This is a genomic window from Companilactobacillus huachuanensis, from assembly GCF_005404815.1.
In the GTDB taxonomy this organism is placed as follows: domain Bacteria; phylum Bacillota; class Bacilli; order Lactobacillales; family Lactobacillaceae; genus Companilactobacillus; species Companilactobacillus huachuanensis.
Genome location: NZ_BJDF01000026.1, coordinates 1 through 21,022, shown reverse-complemented (window position 1 = coordinate 21,022; position 21,022 = coordinate 1). Strand labels below are relative to the sequence as shown.

Below are 21,022 nucleotides of genomic sequence, written 5' to 3'. Positions count from 1 at the left end.
CTGGGAAGCGGTCTCGAACCTCGGTTGAAGCCTCGCAAAACCAGCGAGTCTTCAACGCGCCCGGTGGTGTAATTGCTGAAGCAATAACGCCACTTTCGCTGCAAATGAATACTCTCAGCTCTTCCAACTAATTTATTCTTTTAATGGCAGGAATAATAAGATTAAGACTTCTGATTATTTAAATCGTGCTGGTAATAAATTAGCTCTAGGTCTGTAACTACAATGTTTATATTACTTTTTCACCTTTCAACCTTCAGTTCTATAATATTATACTATTAGATTTCAATAAAATAGCTCCCATAAAATGACTATTAAAAGTCGAGTTTTATGGGAGCTATTTTTACTTCCAAGATTGTGACATTAATTTAATCAAAGAACTGACTTTGGACTTTCTGTTCTTCAAATAAGAAACGTAAAAATCCATAGAGCCAGCGTCATCACTGATTGGAATTTTGATACGATCATCATCCTGAGTAGGCAGATGATCACTAGCTTTGGAAACGTTAGTACTGAAATAGGGGAAGCTGGAATACTGGGTTATTTCTTTAAAGGCGTCATATTGTTCTTGATATAAAAATTTAGCATCAGGGATATTATCTTGAATAATTTGTTTCCAAATACCGATATCATTGATAACAATAAAACTCATTCCTTTTAATTCTTCAAATTTCACGGAATTTTTATTTGCTAGGTAAGTGAATTTATCTAAGTTGACTGATAAGTGCTCACTGCCAATGAAACGAGATTCGATTGAGTCGGTCATGATTTCCTTATTGGTTAAAATTGCAGCAAAGCTCCGATTTTCTAAATCATTTATGATGGCTTCTTGTTCTAATAAATTATCGTTAATCACAAGATTGTCAGGGATGTTATCCAGTGAATGCAGCATAAGAATGGGCCCTGGAGCTACCGAGCCAACCTTTATAGTGGTGTGGCTGGCCTCATATGCCTGAATTGTGTCAATAAAACTTTGATTTTGATTCAAAACTTTTTGTGCTTCTTTTGCTGCCAGAATTCCAGTTTTGGTCAAAGAAATATGGTTAGGTTGACGGTCAAATATTTTTACATTTAATTCATCCTCAAGCTTTTGCATTCCTCGCGTCACTGTTGGCTGAGTTACCATCAATTCTTCGGCAGTGGCCGCCAATGTTCCATATTTACTAAAAGTAACTAATTCCTCAAGTAAGTAGTTATCGATCATAAAATCACCTCATTGTGTTGCTATACGTCCAACGTATGGTAGCATGTTTATCTGGTAATTTTCAAGTGTGCGGTATCCACATATAATGAATTCATAAATCAAATACAGAGGCAAACAAATATGGATACAGTTAAATTAAATAATGGAATTGAAATGCCACAATTAGGATTTGGTGTTTTCCAAGTAACAGATTTAGAAGAATGTGAACAAGCGGTTGTTGATGCAATTGCTTCAGGATACAGATTGATCGATACTGCGGCAGCTTACCAAAATGAATCAGCAGTTGGTCGTGCTATTAAACGTAGTGGAATTGACCGCAAGGAACTATTTATTACATCAAAGCTTTGGGTATCAGATGCCAATTATGAAAGAGCAAAGAAAGGTATCGAAACTTCGCTTAACAATCTTGGCGTTGATTACCTCGACTTATACTTATTGCACCAACCATACGGCGATGTTGCTGGAGCTTGGCGTGCTTTAGAAGAAGCTTACAAAGCAGGGAAGATTCGTGCAATCGGTGTTTCAAACTTTTATGCTGATCAATTGAAGAATTTGGAATTATCAAATGAAATTAAACCTGTAATTAATCAGATTGAAGTTAGCCCCTGGTATCAACAAAATTCAGAAGTCAATTTTAATCAAAGTGAAGACATTCGCGTCGAAGCTTGGGCACCATTTGCGGAAGGTAAGCATGATATTTTTACTAATGAAACTATTAAAGAAATTGCTGATAAATATAACAAATCTAATGGTCAAGTCATTTTAAGATGGTTGCTTCAACGTGGAATTGTTGTAATTCCTAAGTCAGTTCACAAGAATCGGATGGAAGAAAATATCAACGTCTTTGATTTTAAGTTAACAGATGAAGATATGAATGCTATGAATAGTCTTGATAAAGGTGAGAGTCAATTCTTTGATCACCGTGATCCAGTAACTATCGAACAGATTTTTGGAACAAGTTTGGCTCAATTAAAATAATAATAATGAGGGTAAATTATGACAGAAACAACTTTCAAATTAAATAATGATGTAGAAATTCCAGAAATGGGTATTGGTACTTTTATGATGTCGGTTGATGATGCTGAACAAGCTGTTGTTGATGCGTTAAAAGATGGTTACCGTTTAATTGATACTGCCAATGCTTATATGAATGAAACAGGTGTTGGTCGCGGAATCAAACGTTCGGGTGTTGCACGTTCGGAAGTTTTCTTGAGCAGCAAATTATGGCCTACTGTTTATACTGACAAAAATGCTGTCGACGATACTTTAAAACGTCTGGATACCGATTATATTGACTTGATGTTCTTACATCAACCCGCAGGCGACTATCTGGCTGGCTATCGTCAATTGGAGAAAGCTTATAAAGAGGGCAAAATTAAAGCTATTGGTATTTCGAACTTTCAAGGTGAAAAACTCCAAAACCTTTTAGCTCATGCTGAAATCAAACCACAAGTTATTCAAGCAGAAGCTCATCCATACTTTACAGAGGACGAAATCAGAAAAAATTTAAAGCCCTTTGGAACTAGACTGATGGCTTGGTATCCACTAGGACATGGAGATAAGGATTTGATCAATGAACCACTTTTTGCTGAGTTGGGTAAAAAGTATGGTAAATCCAGTGCTCAGGTGATCTTGCGTTGGCATACCCAAATGGGTTTCATCGTGATTCCGGGGTCAACTAATCCAGAGCATATTAAAGATAACCACAACATCTTTGATTTTAATTTAACTAAAGATGAAATGAAGCAAATTGAGAATATTAAGAAAAATATTCGTTACTATAATCCTTCAGTAGCGAATGAAGAAAAGTACGCAACAATGGAATTAGATTTTAAATCAGAAAAATAATTGGAGAGATAAAAATGAAAAAAGTATTAGTATTAGGCGCAAATGGACAAATCGCTAGAATCGTTGAAGATCGAATTTTGAAGGAACAATCAGATGTTGAATTGACACTATTCTTACGTAATAGCAGTCGTTTATCTGAATTAAGTACAAATAAGAATGTCACATTGGTTGATGGTGATATTAATGATTTTGAAGCTGTTAACAATGCTATGAAGGATCAGGATGTAGTTTATATTTCATTTGTTGATCATGATGGAAGCAACACTATGACTAAGAATGTTGTTAAGGCCATGAAGGAAAATGGCGTTGAACGTGTCATTGAATCAAGTTTATTAGGTTTATATAACGAAGTTCCTGGTGAATATGGCCGTTGGAACTACAGCATGGTTAAAGGCGGATTGGACGCTGCAATCAACGCTGACAAATTGCTAGAAGAATCTGGCTTAACTTACACAACACTACGTTTTCCATGGTTGAATGACCGTGATGAGGTTAAATACGCAATCACACATAAAGATGAACAATATCTGGGTGTTTCCGGATCTCGTCAAAGTATGGCTGATGTAATCGTCAAAATCATTGCTGATCCAGACTATTTGAAGAATGATTCAGTTGGTATCGCTGATGCTGACACACAGGGTGAAGATAGACCTGTTTATTAAAATAAGGAGTATGTCTTATATGAATAAATCAAAAGTTGTTGTAATTACCGGTGCTTCAAGTGGTATTGGTGAAGCTACTGCCAAGTTATTGGCAAAAGATGGTTCCAAGCTTGTTTTGGGGGCACGTCGAGAAAATAGATTGAAGGATATTGCTGAATCAATCGAAAAACTAGGTGGAGAAGCAGCATACCAATCAACTGATGTTACAGATGATGATCAAGTTGAGTCCCTGGCTAAATTAGCCATTGATAAGTTTGGCAGAATCGATGTTTGGTTGAATAACGCTGGTATTATGCCACAATCAATTCTTTCGGAGAAGAAGATTACCGATTGGAATAATATGATCGACATCAATATCAAAGGAACACTTTATGGTATTGGAGCTGCTATTCCTTATATGGATAAGCAAAAGTCTGGCCATATTATCAACGTATCTTCAGTTGCTGGTCATACAGCACACCAAGGCAGTGCAGTTTATTCAGCAACTAAGTTTGCGGTCCGGGCTATTAGTGAATCATTGCGTCAAGAAATGGTCGATGCTAAAAATAATGTTCGAGTAACCGTTATTTCACCGGGAGCTATTAATACGGAATTGTTGAGTTCTGTAACAGATCCAGATGTTAAAGCCAATATGGAGAAGTTCTATGAATCATTTGGAATTCCAGTTGATAGAGTAGCTTTAACTATCAAAGAAGCAATTGATATGCCGGCTGATGCAGCTTGGAATGAAGTAATTATTCGCCCTACTAATCAATTGGTATAATTTAAAAAACTACACACAATTATTTGGAAAATTAATTGTGTGTAGTTTTTTGTTTTGAACTAAAAGTTGAAAGTTTGATGCATTATGCCGTTTCCAGAGCTGAAAGTATTCATATGCTCGGTATGATTCGAGCCAAAAGGCGGTCTCGAATCTCGGTTTAAGCCGAACCCCGAACCGGTAAGTCTCCAACACGCCCGGTGGTGTAAGAGTAAAGTTCTAACGCCACTTTCGCGGCAAATGAATACTTTCAGCTCTTCCAACTAGTTTTTTAATAATATTTTGCGATTTGAATCTAAAGGTATATTCAGTTATTGCATTCTAAATTTTCTCAACTGGAAGATGCATCCCTTTCCATCCTTCAAGTGCGCATGACAATTCGAATGCTTCAAATCCAGCTGACATTAATTGTAGTAATGCAACTTTGCCAAGAGTAGTTCCGGCTGTCCAGTCATAGACTACATATGTTTTTGACTTGTCCAATTCTTCAAGATGTTGAGCTAAATCTTTTGCTGGTATGGCCATGGCACCTTTGATCTGATCCTTTTTGATTGCTGCAGGTGCGTTACGAACATCAAGTACCACATACTTTGAATTTGGTTTTTGCATATCAGCAAGTACGGTATTGTGATCGATGTATAAGCTAAGATAAGTTTTTAAAAAGTCAATTTTTTCATTTTGCATTATTATTATTCTCCAATTGTTGTTTTAAATGTTGTGTTCCTTGATTTACTTTTTTTAGAAGTTTGTTTAGTTGTGTCACTTCGTCAGTTGACAGTGCTCCCATAATTGTTTGGACTGCTGAAAAATTGTGGGGTAGAAACTGTGTCACGGTTCGTTGTCCTAATTCAGTCAATTGGATCATGGCTGAGCGTTTGTCAGTGTCAGACGCTAGACGTTGTACCCATTTTTTTGCGACTAGTCCTTTGAGTAATTTCGTGACAGTGGCTCTGGTTGCTCCCAATTTATCAGCTATCTCCGAAGGGGATAGTTGTTTTTGATTAGCTTGTCCGAGAAACATCAAGATGATGAATTTTGACTCGGTCAAATCTGAATTTGCTAAAATTTGGTCGTATTGTCTTTGCATTTCTCTGTATGCCCATTGAAAATTTAAGAACAGCACAGATAATTCTGCCTCTCCTGATGATCCTGCAACTAGTGAGATTCGAGCTGCGTCTGGTCGATCGTTAAAATCAAAATTGGTTGAAATTATAAACACCTCCATAAAAGTAATTAGCCGGCTTACTATATTTGATAGAATAGCAGGTATTATTTTGGAAATCAAGTCATTTTTCGAAATAATAAACAAATGAATAGCAGACATTATGTTAGCTACAGTTTAGTTAAGTATGCCGTTTCCAGAGCTGAGAGTATTCAATTGCTGCGTGGAACGGCCCGAGCCAAAGTGCGAACTCGTTCCTCGGTTGAAGCCTCGCAAAAATCGCGAGTCTTCAACACGCCCGGTGGTGTAATTGCTAAAGCAATAACGCCACTTTCGCTGCAAATGAATACTCTCAGTTCTTCCAACTAGTTTTGTTTAATAGCGGAATAAAATGAAGATTTCCGATTATTTAAATAAATTAACTCGAGGCCTGTAATAACAATCGTTAGATTAATTTTTCACCGTTCAACCTTCAGTAAATAATAAAATTTTGCCATTATAACCAAACTTGAGAAAGAACCGAAATATTGCAGTGAGAAACGACCTTTTTTTATCATTATTATTTTATAAACCGGCAATGTATAAACGTTATTACAATAGCATACGTATAACGTATACTGCCATGTTTATCTAGTAATTTTTTTATCTCTGAAACGGTCATATACTATGTTCATCGCTTGAGAGAGATATACAAGAATATGGAAGTGTAAAGGATGAATATTGTATTAATGTTATTACCTGCCATTGCTTGGGGAATTTTACCATTAGCAGTTGCCAGGATAAATGGGAAACCAATTAATCAAATTTTTGGAACGGCGGTTGGAACCTTGATCGTCAGTGTCATAGTTTTCTTAGTTATGAGACCAACAATTTCAATAGCTAGTTTTATTTTAGCCGCTTTGGCTGGTGGCTTTTGGATAATCGGACAGTTAGGTCAATACAATGCATATCGTTCAATTGGAGTATCACAGACCATGCCAATTTCAACTGGCTTACAACTGATTGGTACAGCTTTTATCGGAGTTTTGATATTTGGTGAATGGGCTTCAATTAATGCCAAAATTTTTGGGATTATCGGTATCGTACTTTTGATCATTGGCGTTTTTCTTACTGCTAAGAAGGATAAGGGCAGTCAAAAGAACACGCAAACTGGAACATTGATTATGTTAGTTCTGACAACGATTGGCTTTTTAGTTTATAACTCAATTCCAAGAGCAATGGCATCATCAGGATTAGCTATTTTTCTACCAGAATCTGTTGGTATGGTCGTAGCAGTTCTGCTGTATATTGTCTTTACGCATCAACCTCAAGTATTAAAGGATAAAACAAGCTGGCAAAGTTTAATGGCTGGATTTGTTTTTTCCATCGCTGCGATTACATATATCTTATCAGTACGAAATAACGGTGTTAATTCAGCGTTTGTCGTTTCACAGTTATCAGTTGTGTTATCAACAATTGGTGGCATGATTTTTCTACACGAAAAGAAGAGTCGTCACGAATTAATTTTGACTATCATCGGCCTAGTTTTAATTGTCGGTGGGGCAATCATTACAACAATTTTTTAAAAAACAAATTTGGAGGAATTTATTATGTATGAAGATCTTAAAAACAGAGTAGCAGTAATTACAGGTGGTTCAAAAGGCATCGGAACTGCAATTTCAGAACGTTTTGGAAAAGAACATATGTCAGTTGTTATCAATTACAATAGTGATGCTAAAGGTGCACAAGCAGCCGCCGACAAAGTCGAACTAAATGGTGGCAAGGCAGTTATCGTTCAAGCAAATGTTGCCACAGAAGAAGGAAATAATGCCTTACTAAAAGCTGCAGTCGATAACTTCGGTGACTTGGATGTTTGGGTAAACAATGCTGGTATGGAAATCAAATCACCAACACATGAATTATCGTTGGACGATTGGAATCGGGTTATTTCAATTGATCAGACGGGCGTATTCTTAGGTTCAAAGACTGCTTTGAATTACTTTAAAGAACATGGCAAAAAGGGCAATATTATCAATATGTCATCAGTCCATGAACAAATTCCTTGGCCAACATTTTCAAGCTACGCCGCTGCCAAAGGTGGTGTAAAGATGTTCACTAAGACCATTGCAATGGAATATGCCAAGGATGGTGTACGTGTCAATGCAATTGGACCTGGAGCAATCAATACACCAATCAATGCGAAGAAGTTTGCTGACAAAGAACAATATGACCAAACAGTTTCGATGGTTCCAATGGATAGAATTGGTAAACCTGAGGAAGTAGCTGCTGGAGCTGCCTGGTTAGCATCAGATGAATCAAGTTATGTTACTGGCGTTACGTTATTCATTGATGGTGGGATGACATTGTATCCAGCATTCATGAACGGTCAAGGATAATTTAATTAATTGGAGGATAAGAAATTGAATGATAAATTTCAAAAGGCAACAATTGATGGTCAAAAAATTACCGCTTATCAATTAGGGAAATCTAGTATTGAGTGGCGCAATGGTGCTGGAACGACTTCTGATGGCAAGGATACGAATAGCAGTAATCAACCAACTAGAAAAATAACTGATGCGGCTGAAAGTATTATTATTTACTTTTCAAGATCAGGCAGTACCGAACTATTAGCCAGTAAAATTGAAAAAGAGACAAATGCTGATGTTTTGGAAATTACCGTGAAAGATTCCTATCCAAGTAATTATCCAAAGACATTGGATCGAGCCAACTATGAACGTGATAATCAGGATTACCCGGAATTAAATATGGAGTTACCTAATCTTGAACAATACAAAACAGTTTACTTAGGATATCCGATTTGGGCGATGACATTATCACATCCGATGCATTCATTTTTAAATGCTTATGGTAGTCAATTGTCTAACAAGAGGATTGCACCTTTTATGAGTGAAGGCGGATATGGTCAAGGCGACAGTGTTCAAGTAGTTAAAGAGATTCTTAGACAACAAGGTGCGGTTAATAATACATTTACATCGGCATTGGTGGTTGATGGGAATAAGGTTGATCGTGCTGACAAGCAGGTTAATGATTGGATTAATAGATAAAAAATAACTCCCAGATTTTCTAAATTTGAGAGTTATTTTTGTGTATTTAACTAAAGGTTGAAAGTTTAGGAAGTATGCCGTTTCCAGAGCTGAAAGTATTCATATGCTGCGCGGAACGGCCCGAGCCAAAGTACGGTCTCGGACCTCGGTTGAAACCTCGCAAAAACCGCGAGTCTTCAACACGCCCGGTGGTGTAATTGCTGAAGCAATAACGCCACTTTCGCGGCAATGAATACTTTCAGCTCTTCCAACTAGTTTTTTAATAATAAGAATGTCCAATTGTAAGCCTTTGCTATTTAAATAAATTGAATTTAAGACTGTCACAGCCATGGCTATCTCAATTTTTACCTTTCACCCTTCAGGTATTTAAAGTTATCAAGAAGGCTAGCCCCAAACTTCATCAATAATGGATTTAACCAATGCCAATTTTTCCCATTGTTGCTCAGGAGTAATTACATTGCCTTCTTCGGTTGAAGCGAAACCACATTGAGTTGATAACCAGAGACGGTCTAATGGAAGGTATTGACTAGCTTCATGGATACGGTCGATGATATCTTGGCGTTTCTCGAGTTTACCAGTCTTTGAAGTAATCAATCCGAGAACAACTTTCTTATCGCCAGAAACTTTTGCTAAGGGAGCAAAACTACCGGCGCGGTCAGAGTCATATTCTAGGAAGTAAGTATCGACATTTTCTTGTCCAAAGAGGTTGTCAGCAACGTTATCATAGCCACCTGAGAAAAGGAATGAGGAATGGAAGTTACCACGGCAGATGTGTGTGTTGATGGTTAGATCGTCTGGTAAATCAGCAATTGCACCGTTGTTTAGTTCGAGATAAATATCTTGAACATTATCGGCCACTAGTTTTTTACCTTCGTCCGTTTCCAGGAACTTCTTATCCAACAATCGTCCCCATGAACAGTCGTCTAATTGAATGACACGCGCCCCCTCGTTATAAAAGGCTAAAATAGCATCGTGATAAGCCTTTTCAACATCGTTGTAGAATTCTTGTTTATCTGGATAAATTCGGTTCAAAGCATCGAGATTTTTGCCACGAGTCAATTCACGATAAAGCTGGGCAGGAGCAGGGATGGTTTGCTTTGGTAAGATGCCACCGATTTTGTCAGTGATAGATTTAGTGAATTTGAAATCTTGAATAAAGGGATGTGTGTCAGCGTTGAAGCTAATTTTATCAGTTAGAACAGCGGTATCATCACGTGAACGGCCATTGGAAAAGTCATATCCTTCACCGATGTGTGTGTGCTTCACACCTTCAAAGCCCCAGAAGAAATCGAGATGCCAATATGAACGACGGAATTCGCCATCAGTGGCATAATCTAGTCCAGCACCCTTTTGTTGGTTGATCAATGTTTCGATAGCGTCATTTTCAACGTTTCTTAGTTCATCATGATTTATTTTGCCAGCTTCGAAATCTGCGCGAGCTTGTCTTAATGTCGCTGGTCGTAGGAAACTGCCTACGTGTTGGAATCCGATTTTTGTTGTTGTGGTTGTTGTCATAATGTAAATCCTCCTCAGGGTTTTTAGCTTATTTATATCTATTGTTGTTTGTGTGATGTTAAGTGCAAGGAAGGTAAAGCAATCGTAGGAAAGAGGATTATACGGGCGACAATTAGTCGCCCCCATAAGTTGCTCTAGGTGGACAACTCAGGGTTTTATTATCGAATCTTTTCTTTAAGTGACTTATTTTTGGTTGTTTTTTAGTTGTTCTCGGTGGCTTGTCCACCAAGAGCAACTAAAAAAATCGCCCCTACAAATACAGAACTTCTCTGCAATGTAGGGACGATTACCGTGATACCACCCTAATTCGTATCTTGCTTACACAAAATACCTCAACGACACTAACATGTCCGGGATGATATCGCATCCTTGCGTACCTTTGGCTTTCACCTAGGTAAGACTCCAAGCTCATCTTCAGTTAACTTTCACTCCGTCTTTTCACTATCCAACGGTCACTATACAAACTACTCGTTAACTTACTCTTCTCTTCAACGTCTAATTAGATTAAATAAGTTTTAATTATTTGATTGGTGATAAATTTACACCATGATTTTTACTTTGTCAAACATGTTTTTTAAAATTATTTGTTTGTATCGACGATATTTTGAGGTTTCTCACCCTCGATTAGCGCTAAATTGGAATCAAAAGAGGTCGTAATCATGTTATGAATTGCCGTTTCTGTATAGAAAGCACTATGTGGTGTGATGATAACGTTAAGTCTCTTGGCAAGATTACGGATTTTTTCATTAGGAATGTTTTCACGACTACTCCAAACTTTACCGAAGACAGAGTTTTCGTCATCAAGTACATCCAGCCCAGCACCAGCAATCTTACCGCTATCCAAGCCCTTTATCAGGGCATCAGTATCTACCAGTTCGCCACGAGCACAATTGATAATATAGACGCCATCTTTCATTTGAGCAATTGAATCGTCGTTTATCATATGCTTATTGCTATCGAACAATGGCACGTGTAGTGTGATAATATCAGCTTTTTTATAAAGTTCTTCAAGGGAATCAACATAAAGACCTTGTTTTTCAATGTCAGGATTATGGAAAACATCGTAGGCAACCACTTTGGCACCAAAGCCTTGCAAGATTTGAATAACAACACGTCCGATATGACCAGTTCCAACAACACCAACGGTTTGTTCACGGTATTCTTTACCGATTGTTGGCGACCAAGTGAAGTCACCGTTATCCATCTTTTGATCAAATTCAGGTACACGACGAAGTAGTCGACCCATTAAAATAACAGCATGCTCGGCAATTGCATTTGGTGAATATACGGGGACATTTGTTAAAGTGAAATCTAATTCATTAAGATCTTGAAATTTGAAATTGTCAAAACCAACGTTACGGATTGAAATATATTTAATACCTAATTGATGAAGAACTTCTAGAGCGTCGCGGGTATATGGCGATGTTTGAAGTGTTACAACACCGTTACTACCTTCGGCCAAATGTGCTGAATCGGCGGTTAATGTGTAATCGGTAAAACCAACTTCAACATCTGGATGAGCAGTTTCCCATTTCTTTAAAGATGGCTGTTCATCTTCACGAATTCCATAGGCAAATATTTTCATTTATTGTTCCTCCTTAAATAGAACATCTAACTCTATTAAAGCAGAAACTAGTAAGCGCTTCAAAATTAAACGTGCAATATAACTAACTAAAGGTTGAAAGTTTAGTTAAGTATGCCGTTTCCAGAGCTGAGAGTATTCATTTGCTGCGCGGAACGGCCCGAGCCAAAGTGCGGTCTCGGACCTCGGTTGAAGCCTCGCAAAACCCGCGAGTCTTCAACACGCCCGGTGGTGTAATTGCTGAAGCAATAACGCCACTTTCGCTGCAAATGAATACTCTCAGCTCTTCCAACTAGTTTATTTTTTCATGACAGGAACGAACAAAATGAAAACTCCTGCTTATTTAAATAAATTTGTTCTATGCCTGTAACAACAATGGTTATATTAGTTTTTCACCTTTCAACCTTTAGATAATTATTTTTAAAACCTTTGTGTTAATTATTAAATATCAAAGCAAACAAAATGAGCTGTATCACATCAAATTATTGGTTCTCTAAATGTGATACAGCTCATTTATGTAATTCTTCTATAATTAAAAATCTGAATTCATCAGAAGCCATTCTGTCTAATAAAACAGATACTGTAGTCGGAAGGGCTGAGAATATTTACCTGCTGTGGATGTGGCGTTACGGCTTTAGCCGTTACACCACCGGGCGCGTTTGGAGACTTTCCGGTCTATGGAAAGCCTTCAAACCGAGATTCGAGACCGCTTCTCAGGCTCGAATCGGTCCGCATAGCAGGTGAATATTATCAGCCCTGGAGACGGTCAACTTTTAACCTAATTTAAGAAAGAACCCCGATTTAGGATTACAGTGTTTATTTTGTCCTTATCTGAAACTATTCTTCAGATAAATCAACGGGGTACTTGGGCTTTCTACCTTCAAGCATGTTCAAATTATCAGTTAAGGAATCAAAAACCATGTTGTGTACAGCAGTCGTCGTATAAAAAGCAGTATGAGGCGTAATAATAACATTATCACGATTGATCAAAGCCTTGAATTGCGGATCTTTAACATCATCTAGGCTATTAAATTTCTTTTGGAAAACATCATTCTCGCTTTCCAAAACATCCAATCCAGCGCCACCGATTTTGCCACTATCTAGTCCAGCAATTAGAGCTTCAGTATCGATTAATCCTCCACGGGCAGCATTGATGATAACAACGCCATCTTTCATCTTGGCAATGGCGTCTGCATCAATCATATGGACATCTTTTTTGGCCAAGGGAGTATGTAAGGTTATAATATCTGCCTGTTTGAAAATTTCATCCAAACTATCAACATAAACACCTAGGTTTTCCAAGTAAGGATTCGGCTTGATGTCGTACGCAATCACCTTGGCACCCATCGCCTGCATAATTCGGGCTACAACAGAACCGATATGACCGGTACCCACGATACCAACTGTTTTACCATTGATTTCTTCACCAATAGTAGGGAACCAGCTGTAGTCGGCGTTATTGAATTTCTTATCAAATTCAGGCACACGACGAAGCAATCGTAAAATCAAACTAGTTGTATGCTCGGCAATTGCGTTAGGGGAATATACAGGAACATTAGTTAATGAAAATCCTAAATCGCGAAGATCTTGGAAATCGAAACCGTCCAAGCCAACATTACGAACGGAGATTTTGTTGATGCCGAAATCATGCAAATTTTGAAGTGCTTCTCGAGAATAAGGTTGCATTTGTAACGTTACGACACCGTTATAATTTTTGGCTAATTCGGCAGTTTCAGTTGATAAAAATTGGTCAGTATAGGCGATAGTCACCTCAGGGTGAACATCGGTCCATTCTTTTAAGTAGTTTTTTTCGTCTTCACGAATTCCGTATAGAAAAATTTTCATTATGATCCCTCTTTCTTAATTATTAGAAAATTCTAAAATAATTAGCAAACTCTAATAATTGATTGATACTAATTTTAACGCACTTTGGGATAAAAGAAAGTAGAATTAGGAAATTTGATTTCGATGAATTTAAATTAATGATCCAATGTCATTATTAAAAACAAATTAGAAACAAATACCGGATTATGAGCAAAAACTGGTAAAACAATTTAAGGGTAGTGGAAGGAAGGCTACGGTATAGTTAATGCATAACCAGACGTGTTGGGCAAACTCGAATTTAAATTATCAAATATTTTATGTTGACAATTAGTCTGGATGATTATATGATTGCACCAATTTAAATCTAATCTAACTTTAATTTTGAAAGGAGGTGATCACATTGTTTATTATTTTGCCAATTATTACTGCCATTGTAGTTTTGCAAAACAACTTGGACCTTGTGATTCGCCTACCAACTAACTAATTTTCAATTAGGGCAAATTAAAAGGATACCAAGTCGATAACAATTGACTTGGTATCCTTTTTTCTCTAGAGGAGATGGTGCGCATCAAATTTAAGATAAATAAAAAAGACGAAACCATTGAGATTTCGTCCAACTAATTAATCAGCATCGTAGCGGTTTAAAACGTAAATAGCTAGAACTACGATAACAGCACCGATGATTTCAGGAATATTAACTGCATATTGTAAGAAGATGATACTCAAAACTAATGTTGTGAATGGTTGGACGGCGTCAGTGATACTAATAATGGCGGCCGTTGTATATTTTGTACTCATAACCATGAGTAGGAAAGCCATAACCGTTCCTAACAATATAACAGTACCAACACCTAAGACACTTGCCATACTCATTTTAGGTGGATTGACCCAAATGGGATTGAAGAAGTTGGAAATAATACCGGCAATCAACATACCCCAACCGGTAATCAAAATACCGTGATATTTGGCAATCAAATTTTGGGGAATAGTAATATAAAGAGCGGCTGTAATACCGCCACCGATACCCCAAATAACTGAAATAAATGGAATTGATAAGTGGCCTATATCTCCACGTGTAATCATTAGACCCACACCTATCAATGCGAGAACAAAGGAGATGACATCAACTCGAGAAGTTTTCTTTTTAGTAAACATGATTGCTCCGAGCATGATGAAAAGTGGTGAAAGGTACTGCAGAATCGTGGCAGTCGATGAGTTACCTGTTTTAATAGCGTGAAAGAAGGTAAACATATTAGCTAATAGCCCAAAGACGGCAAAGCTAAGTAATATTAAGAGATCCTTCCAATTTTTAAAGACAGCGAAGAATTCACTTTTAGGCAGTACAAAGAGACCAACTGTTAATAAAATTATTCCTGCAAAAGTTGTTCGTGTGGCGATAAACCACATTGCTGGAATGTTAAGGTTCTTTGCGACAACTTGTAAAACGGTACCAGAAATCCCCCAGAGCGCGGAAGCACAGAATGCTAGCCAAAAGCCCTTATCAAGAGTTTTCTTGGCTAACTGCTTACTTTCTTCCATTAAAATATCCTCCTAAAAAACTATTAGGACTATTATACCTGTCGCTATTCGGTTTTGACTATTATTTTTTTAATATTATGACGTTTGGCATAAAAAGTAAGCGCATAACGTTATGGTAATAGCCAGCTTATCCGACATCATATAGTGGATATTTAAATTTTTATAATAGGAAAAAGCACTGAATTAAATATGAACATTGATGATTTTGACTTGATATGATCCAGCAGGTGATTCGACGGTAACAACATCATTTACTATGTGATTATTCAGTGCCGCACCGATTGGGGACGCAAAAGAGATTTTATTTTGTTCCAAGTTGGCTTCTTGTTTTCCGACCATTTGATATGTTATTTGATCGTGGTCATCCAAAAATTCCAGTGTCACAAATTTGCCAATATCGAGTTTGTCATTGTCAGCAGGTTCGACAACATCGGCATATTGCAATTGTTTAGTTAAAAAACGTAGTCGGCCGTTCAGTCGACCAAGTTCTTGTTTCGAAGTAGTATATTCCGCATTTTCAGAACGGTCACCTAAAGCAGCCGCCGCAGCTAGGTTTTTGATTTTTTGGGGACGTTGTTGCTTTAAGTCTTTGATTTCCTGTTCGATTGCCTGATAACCGGCAGGTGTCATTTTATTGAAAACTGGCTCCATAATAATAAGACCTCGAGTTTGTTGAATTATTAAGACCAATTTATCGCAAAATCATTAATTACGCAAAGAAAGTCTAGAACATAACTATTATTTTCATTAAAATATGTAGCATAAACGTGTGACAAAAATTTTCCCGTCTAAAACAAAGAGACACTGTAATCCGATTTTGGATTACAGTGTCTCTTTATTTTAATGCTCGAAAGTTGACCCGTTTTGTCGCACTATCTTTTTTACTATAGATTTGCATCCATATTAAATGTAAGTTTTGAAATATTGATACCCTTTGTATAAAGGTCACCGAATAGTTTGTGAGCCTTATCTTGCATTTCTTTAACAACGATTTGGTTTCTGTCAGTTAAGAATTCAACCAATTCGTCGCCTGAGTAGTTAACAGCAAGTTTATCAGTTTCAGCAACAGCCATACGAAGGTCTTGACGAACTTCTGTTAGGTAGTCAATGTCATCTTGAATGAATTCAGTGTAGTTTGATTCAACAAGCACTGACAAAGCGTTATACATCCAGTAAGCATCTTTGAAATTGAATGATAATGATGCATCGTTATATGAAGCGTCAGTTTCGTTCATATTTGTGTAGAAAGGAATGTATGGTGTAAATGTAGGGAATCCAATACATAACCACATAATAGCAGCAAATTCTTCAGGAACATCATTTCTGATTTGAAGAACGTGTGAATTTTGAGTTCTGTTCAAGCCGATTGGACGATAACGGTGCTTGTCCTCGTCTGAAGCATATGGACTGTATGGATCGTAAGGTGTTTCGTTGTAATGTGAACCAAGAACATATTCAATATCATCAACAGAAATCTTGTGGTCTGTCTTCATAATGAAAGGCAATTCACCATCTTCAGGATCTTGTTCGATTTCTGGATTGAAGAATTTTTGACCATACCAAACACGTGGTGTGTTGTAGTGACGGTCTTTTAGGTTATCTGAACCAAAGATATGTCTGAAATTCCAACCAGTTTTATCAGTGTTCAAATGATTCTTTTCAACGAATTCTTCGATACCTTCTGACCACATAAATTCGTCAGGTTTGGTAAAGTCAACTTGTTGAATTGAAACGCGGTTAGCACAAACAGCATAACTGTCGTCAGGAATTCTTTGCGCTACCCATTGGTGACCAGTAACGATTTCCATGTACCAAACATCATCTTTGTCACTGAATAGAACTGAGTTACCAGCTGGTGAACCAAATTTTTTGATCAATTCACCGGTACGTTCAACAGCTCCTCTAGCTGAATCAACGTAAGGAAGAACCATACGAACAATAACGTCTTCATCCATACCATCTTTAACAAGTGGGTCAAAGGCTAAAGCACGTTCGTTACCATAAGTACTTTCAGTAGCAGACATAGCAACGTTCTTGCCATTAATACCACTTTCGTCATAATAACCAAACTTCTTGTAGTCAACGTTAGGAACAGCAGGCCATTTGTAGCCATTTTCTGGAACCTCTGATTCAAAGCCGTTCAACCAAGATTTAACTTTGCGACCCTTTTCGCCATTAACAGCAGGGTTTAATACAAAGCTGTGTGGAGCAACAGCAAAGAATGTATCGTCGTTTCTAGCGATCATTGTTGATCCATCTAAACTGGCAGTTTTACCAACTAAAATTGTAGTACAAGCATCATCCAAATGATTTTTCTTCATTTTAAGAACTCCTCCTATTTATACTAATTTCATTTTAGCATATCTGAAGTTAAGAGATGTCTTCATAAGGATGGAAACTCTTAAATGTACTATTTATATACTTTTTTAAATGCCGCCGGATGGTGCCAGTGAAGGAGGCCGCTATGTGGACCGGTTTGAGCCTGAGGAGCGGTCTCAAGCCTCGATTTTGAGCCGAAAACCGCGTCTCAAAAGTCGTCCTGTGGTGTAAGTGCTAAAGCACTTACACCACTTGCATTGCTGGTCTCCATCACTGTCACCATCCGGCTAGTTTTGTTAAAAATGATTAGTTATATTCAATTTTGAGATATTTAGGAACTAGTTTAATATGTCCGCTTAGATATAATAACAAGAGTCGGAAGAGCTGAGACAGTATTCACCAGCTGTGGGTGTGGCGTTATGGCTTCAGCCATTACACCACCGGGCGAGTTTGGAGACTTACCGGTCTTTGGTAAGGCTTCAAACCGAGATTCGAGACCGCACTTTGGCTCGAATCGGTCCGCATAGCAGGTGAATACTATCTCAGCTCTGGAGACGGCATATTTAAAGCTTTTCACTTTGTCTGTAATAACCTCTGAAAATAATGCTATAATTTTCTAAATAATAGGAGGGGAAATAATGGATCTTGATACAAAAAATCAGAGCGATTCTTTTCTGAAAAATCTGCTCTTAGGTTTTCAACATTTATTAGCCATGTATTCCGGGGATATCTTAATTCCAATTTTGATTGGAGCATCACTAGGATTTAGCGCTAAAGAAATGACTTACTTAATTTCAGTCGACATTTTTATGTGTGGGGTGGCAACACTTTTACAGATTAAGCGAACTCCGCTGACTGGGATTGGTTTACCAGTTGTTTTAGGATCAGCTGTTGAATACGTAACGCCGTTACAAAACATTGGACATCATTTTGGAATTGCATATATGTATGGTGCCATTATTGCGGCCGGTATTTTCATTATGTTGATTTCAAAGTTGTTTGCCAGTTTAAAGCGATTTTTCCCTCCAGTAGTTACTGGTTCGTTGATCACCTTGATTGGTTTTACTTTGATACCTGTTGCGTTTCAAAATATTGGTGGCGGTAACGTTGCTGATAAAAGTTTTGGTAATCCAACAAACTTGATTTTAGGATTTACGACAGCCTTAATTATTGTAATTATTAGTATTTGGGGTCGCGGTTTTATTAAACAAATTGCGGTCTTGATTGGTATCGTTGCTGGATATTTGCTCGGCATCGGTATGGGTCAGATTGGCTTTAAAACTGTTGGATCGGCGCACTGGTTCCAAATTCCGCAGCCTTTCTACTTTGCGACACCTAAGTTTGAATGGTCATCAATTTTGATCATGTTACTTGCCGCTTTGACATGTATGATTGAATCAACTGGGGTTTACTATGCCTTAGCTGAATTGACAGGGGACGACTTGGACGAAAATGATTTACAACGTGGATATGCTTCAGAAGGATTGGCAGCTATCTTGGGCGGTATTTTCAACACATTCCCATACTCAACCTTCTCGCAAAATGTTGCGGTTGTTCAATTGTCAGGTATTAAAAAGAATAAACCAGTTTACTTCTCAGCCTTCTTATTGATTATCTTGGGATTGATTCCTAAGGTTGGAGCTGTGGCTGAATTGATACCTAATGCTGTTTTAGGTGGCGCCATGTTGATTATGTTTGGTACCGTTGGTATTGAGGGAATCAAGATGCTTACTAAAGTTGAAATGAATAATAATAATATTATGATTATGGCGGTTTCAATCAGTTTAGGCCTTGGGGTCACGGTTCAACCAACATTGTTACACTTCTTACCATCAACGATTCAAACGATTTTGAATAATGGCTTGGTTGTCGGAAGTTTCTCAGCTATAATTTTAAATCTATTATTGAATACTCATAAAAAGACAATTTAACAAGTTTAAACATTTTCAAAACAAATGCAAAGTTTAGTCATATTTTCATCACATTTAGTACGTATACTTATCGAAAAGTTAGATAAAGTATACGTATTTTTTTTATAAAAGGAGTGAAAAATATGACTGAATATAAATACATAACGATTGTTATTAATAAGTTTGACCTACCATTTGAAATCAAGTTAGCTACACCAGATTCTGATTTGATCAATACCAAATTGATTGATGAGACGGTAAAGAAAATTTCTGAAAACATCAAAGAATATGACGATGCTTTTTCATTGGAAAATAATGAATCACTATTATCTAAGTTCCAAGATGGTGAAGAAACTGGATTGATGACCTCAACGGTTTTTCGGGAAGTCTATGAACAAACAATTACGGCCGAACAGATGACGCAGCATTACTTTAGTTCCTATTTTAATGGTAAATACGATCCCATCGGATTATTGAACGGTTGGATGATTGATCAAATATTTAACCGTTATCTCTTGTCGTTATTAAGTAGTGAAGGCATTGATGGAGTATCGTTACGTTGTGGTGAAGATGTTCGTTTAGCTAGCCGTCCCAATATTGATTTTCGCTGGAGAATTGCCATTAACGACCCGCAAAATCTCGGTATTTTGTTAGCAACATATTACTTACAAAATGGCGCCATCTCAACATCTAACGAGATGCGTAGTTTGAGAAAAGAGAAGAGCAATATTGAGCAGGTTACGATTGTTAGTAACAATGCGCTTGATGCCAATATCTGGTCTTCTGCAGGTATCGCCGCTGGAACAAATAAATTTCCAGAGTTTATTTCTAAATATCGTTTGACCGGTGTGTTAGTTGATAAATACGCTGGGATGGAAAATTTTCGTGATGGATTTTCAGATAAAATAGCAGTTTCTAAGTGAGATGTATAACACCGTTATACATCTTTTTTTTCGTTCTTTATTCAAAGCTTCATCATAAAACATTCAAACTTAGTCCGTATACTTTGGGTTGTACCAAAAAATAAACTTTAATAATGAGGTATACCTAAATGAATACAAAAAATCAAGTTTTACTTAAAAATGAAATTAATCAAATGAATATGAACTTTGTAATTAAAATTATTGCCCTGAGCACCAATGCTACCGTTATGACACGAATGAAACTAGTGACTGAACGTGTTAGTGAACATTTACAACAAATTGACCAAATGTTTTCACCATTCCGTTACGATTCGATGGTCTCCAGATTTCAACGTGGTGATCAGGAGCCTTTAACTTCGTCAAATGAATTTAAAGAGATTTATAATTCGGCTGTTTTGTCAGAGCAAATGACCAATGGAATTTATCGTCCATACTTTGCAGGTAGATTTGATCCTTCAGATATTGTTAGAAACTGGGCCATTGAACAAGTTTTCAATGATGATTTGAAACCATTGTTACAGACGCAGGATATTGTTGCTATTTATTTCAGCGGCGATGATAATGCCAAATTTGCGACGAAACAAGGTGTAAATTATCGTTGGGAAATTGAAATTACTGATCCGCAAAATAAGGTCGCAAATTGCAAGAACAAGTTAGCCACTTTTTAAAATACTGATTCCAAGGGATTTTCAGTTACTGGAGTTAGGCAGATTGTGTTTATTTCATTACATTG

At 37.3% G+C, this 21,022-nt stretch carries 19 protein-coding genes; 10 read left to right on the top strand and 9 right to left on the bottom strand.

Annotated elements, in window-relative coordinates; all coding sequences use genetic code 11:
* Positions 1-340 precede the first annotated feature (340 nt).
* Positions 341-1,201, bottom strand: coding sequence for a LysR family transcriptional regulator (locus tag FFM71_RS11895; RefSeq protein WP_137612373.1), 861 nt, complete (start codon positions 1,199-1,201; stop codon positions 341-343).
* A gap of 120 nt (positions 1,202-1,321) precedes the next feature.
* On the opposite strand from FFM71_RS11895, the gene FFM71_RS11890 reads away from it, so the two are divergent.
* The 4 genes from FFM71_RS11890 to FFM71_RS11875 are packed head-to-tail and all read left to right on the top strand — an operon-like array spanning position 1,322 to position 4,474.
* Positions 1,322-2,179 carry an aldo/keto reductase gene (locus FFM71_RS11890; RefSeq protein ID WP_137612372.1) on the top strand — a complete coding sequence of 286 codons (858 nt, stop codon included), beginning with the start codon at positions 1,322-1,324 and terminating at the stop codon, positions 2,177-2,179.
* Between the two features lie 18 nt (positions 2,180-2,197).
* A complete protein-coding gene (locus tag FFM71_RS11885) occupies positions 2,198-3,049 on the top strand; it encodes an aldo/keto reductase (RefSeq protein ID WP_137612371.1) in 852 nt (283 codons plus the stop codon).
* A 14-nt stretch (positions 3,050-3,063) separates the two neighbouring features.
* Positions 3,064-3,711 (top strand): NAD(P)H-binding protein, encoded by a 648-nt coding sequence (locus FFM71_RS11880; RefSeq protein WP_137612370.1) that lies wholly within the window; start codon positions 3,064-3,066, stop codon positions 3,709-3,711.
* Positions 3,712-3,730: 19 nt separating this feature from the next.
* A complete protein-coding gene (locus FFM71_RS11875) occupies positions 3,731-4,474 on the top strand; it encodes an SDR family oxidoreductase (protein ID WP_137612369.1) in 744 nt (247 codons plus the stop codon).
* 318 nt (positions 4,475-4,792) lie between these two features.
* Here FFM71_RS11875 and FFM71_RS11870 read toward each other — a convergent pair whose 3' ends face one another.
* Together FFM71_RS11870 and FFM71_RS11865 are read right to left on the bottom strand one after the other, a co-directional pair.
* Positions 4,793-5,155 carry a rhodanese-like domain-containing protein gene (locus FFM71_RS11870; protein ID WP_125674366.1) on the bottom strand — a complete coding sequence of 121 codons (363 nt, stop codon included), beginning with the start codon at positions 5,153-5,155 and terminating at the stop codon, positions 4,793-4,795.
* Positions 5,145-5,696: a MarR family winged helix-turn-helix transcriptional regulator gene (locus tag FFM71_RS11865; protein WP_223876544.1), complete on the bottom strand. Its 552-nt coding sequence runs from the start codon at positions 5,694-5,696 to the stop codon at positions 5,145-5,147. The genes FFM71_RS11870 and FFM71_RS11865 overlap by 11 nt, the downstream gene beginning before the upstream one ends.
* Before the next feature lie 650 nt (positions 5,697-6,346).
* Here FFM71_RS11865 and FFM71_RS11860 point away from each other — a divergent pair.
* From FFM71_RS11860 to FFM71_RS11850, 3 genes are read left to right on the top strand one after another with little or no spacing between them, the layout of a single operon-like run.
* Positions 6,347-7,198 (top strand): GRP family sugar transporter, encoded by an 852-nt coding sequence (locus tag FFM71_RS11860; protein ID WP_137612368.1) that lies wholly within the window; start codon positions 6,347-6,349, stop codon positions 7,196-7,198.
* 24 nt (positions 7,199-7,222) lie between these two features.
* Entirely contained in the window at positions 7,223-8,008 is a 786-nt protein-coding gene (locus tag FFM71_RS11855; protein ID WP_137612367.1) for a glucose-1-dehydrogenase, read from the top strand.
* Positions 8,009-8,032: 24 nt separating this feature from the next.
* A complete protein-coding gene (locus FFM71_RS11850; protein WP_223876543.1) occupies positions 8,033-8,677 on the top strand; it encodes a flavodoxin family protein in 645 nt (214 codons plus the stop codon).
* Between the two features lie 384 nt (positions 8,678-9,061).
* On the opposite strand, the gene FFM71_RS11845 is transcribed toward FFM71_RS11850, so the two are convergent.
* From FFM71_RS11845 to FFM71_RS11820, 6 genes are all read right to left on the bottom strand, one after another.
* Entirely contained in the window at positions 9,062-10,192 is a 1,131-nt protein-coding gene (locus FFM71_RS11845) for a 5-methyltetrahydropteroyltriglutamate--homocysteine S-methyltransferase (RefSeq protein ID WP_137612365.1), read from the bottom strand.
* 580 nt (positions 10,193-10,772) lie between these two features.
* Positions 10,773-11,777: a D-2-hydroxyacid dehydrogenase gene (locus FFM71_RS11840; protein ID WP_137612364.1), complete on the bottom strand. Its 1,005-nt coding sequence runs from the start codon at positions 11,775-11,777 to the stop codon at positions 10,773-10,775.
* Positions 11,778-12,611: 834 nt separating this feature from the next.
* On the bottom strand, positions 12,612-13,622 hold the full coding sequence (locus tag FFM71_RS11835; RefSeq protein ID WP_223876545.1) for a D-2-hydroxyacid dehydrogenase: 1,011 nt from the start codon (positions 13,620-13,622) through the stop codon (positions 12,612-12,614).
* Between the two features lie 597 nt (positions 13,623-14,219).
* Positions 14,220-15,137 (bottom strand): DMT family transporter, encoded by a 918-nt coding sequence (locus FFM71_RS11830; RefSeq protein WP_137612362.1) that lies wholly within the window; start codon positions 15,135-15,137, stop codon positions 14,220-14,222.
* Between the two features lie 183 nt (positions 15,138-15,320).
* Positions 15,321-15,788, bottom strand: a complete 468-nt coding sequence (gene greA / locus FFM71_RS11825) for a transcription elongation factor GreA (protein ID WP_137612361.1) — start codon at positions 15,786-15,788, stop codon at positions 15,321-15,323.
* Between the two features lie 233 nt (positions 15,789-16,021).
* On the bottom strand, positions 16,022-17,458 hold the full coding sequence (locus tag FFM71_RS11820) for a C69 family dipeptidase (protein ID WP_137612360.1): 1,437 nt from the start codon (positions 17,456-17,458) through the stop codon (positions 16,022-16,024).
* 636 nt (positions 17,459-18,094) lie between these two features.
* On the opposite strand from FFM71_RS11820, the gene FFM71_RS11815 reads away from it, so the two are divergent.
* The 3 genes from FFM71_RS11815 (at position 18,095) to FFM71_RS11805 (ending at position 20,957) form a co-directional block, all read left to right on the top strand.
* On the top strand, positions 18,095-19,387 hold the full coding sequence (locus FFM71_RS11815) for a nucleobase:cation symporter-2 family protein (protein WP_137612359.1): 1,293 nt from the start codon (positions 18,095-18,097) through the stop codon (positions 19,385-19,387).
* Between the two features lie 122 nt (positions 19,388-19,509).
* On the top strand, positions 19,510-20,289 hold the full coding sequence (locus FFM71_RS11810; protein ID WP_137612358.1) for an FAD:protein FMN transferase: 780 nt from the start codon (positions 19,510-19,512) through the stop codon (positions 20,287-20,289).
* A gap of 128 nt (positions 20,290-20,417) precedes the next feature.
* The gene (locus FFM71_RS11805) at positions 20,418-20,957 is read left to right on the top strand and encodes an FAD:protein FMN transferase (protein ID WP_137612357.1); all 540 of its coding nucleotides are present in this window, start codon (positions 20,418-20,420) and stop codon (positions 20,955-20,957) included.
* Positions 20,958-21,022 lie beyond the last annotated feature (65 nt).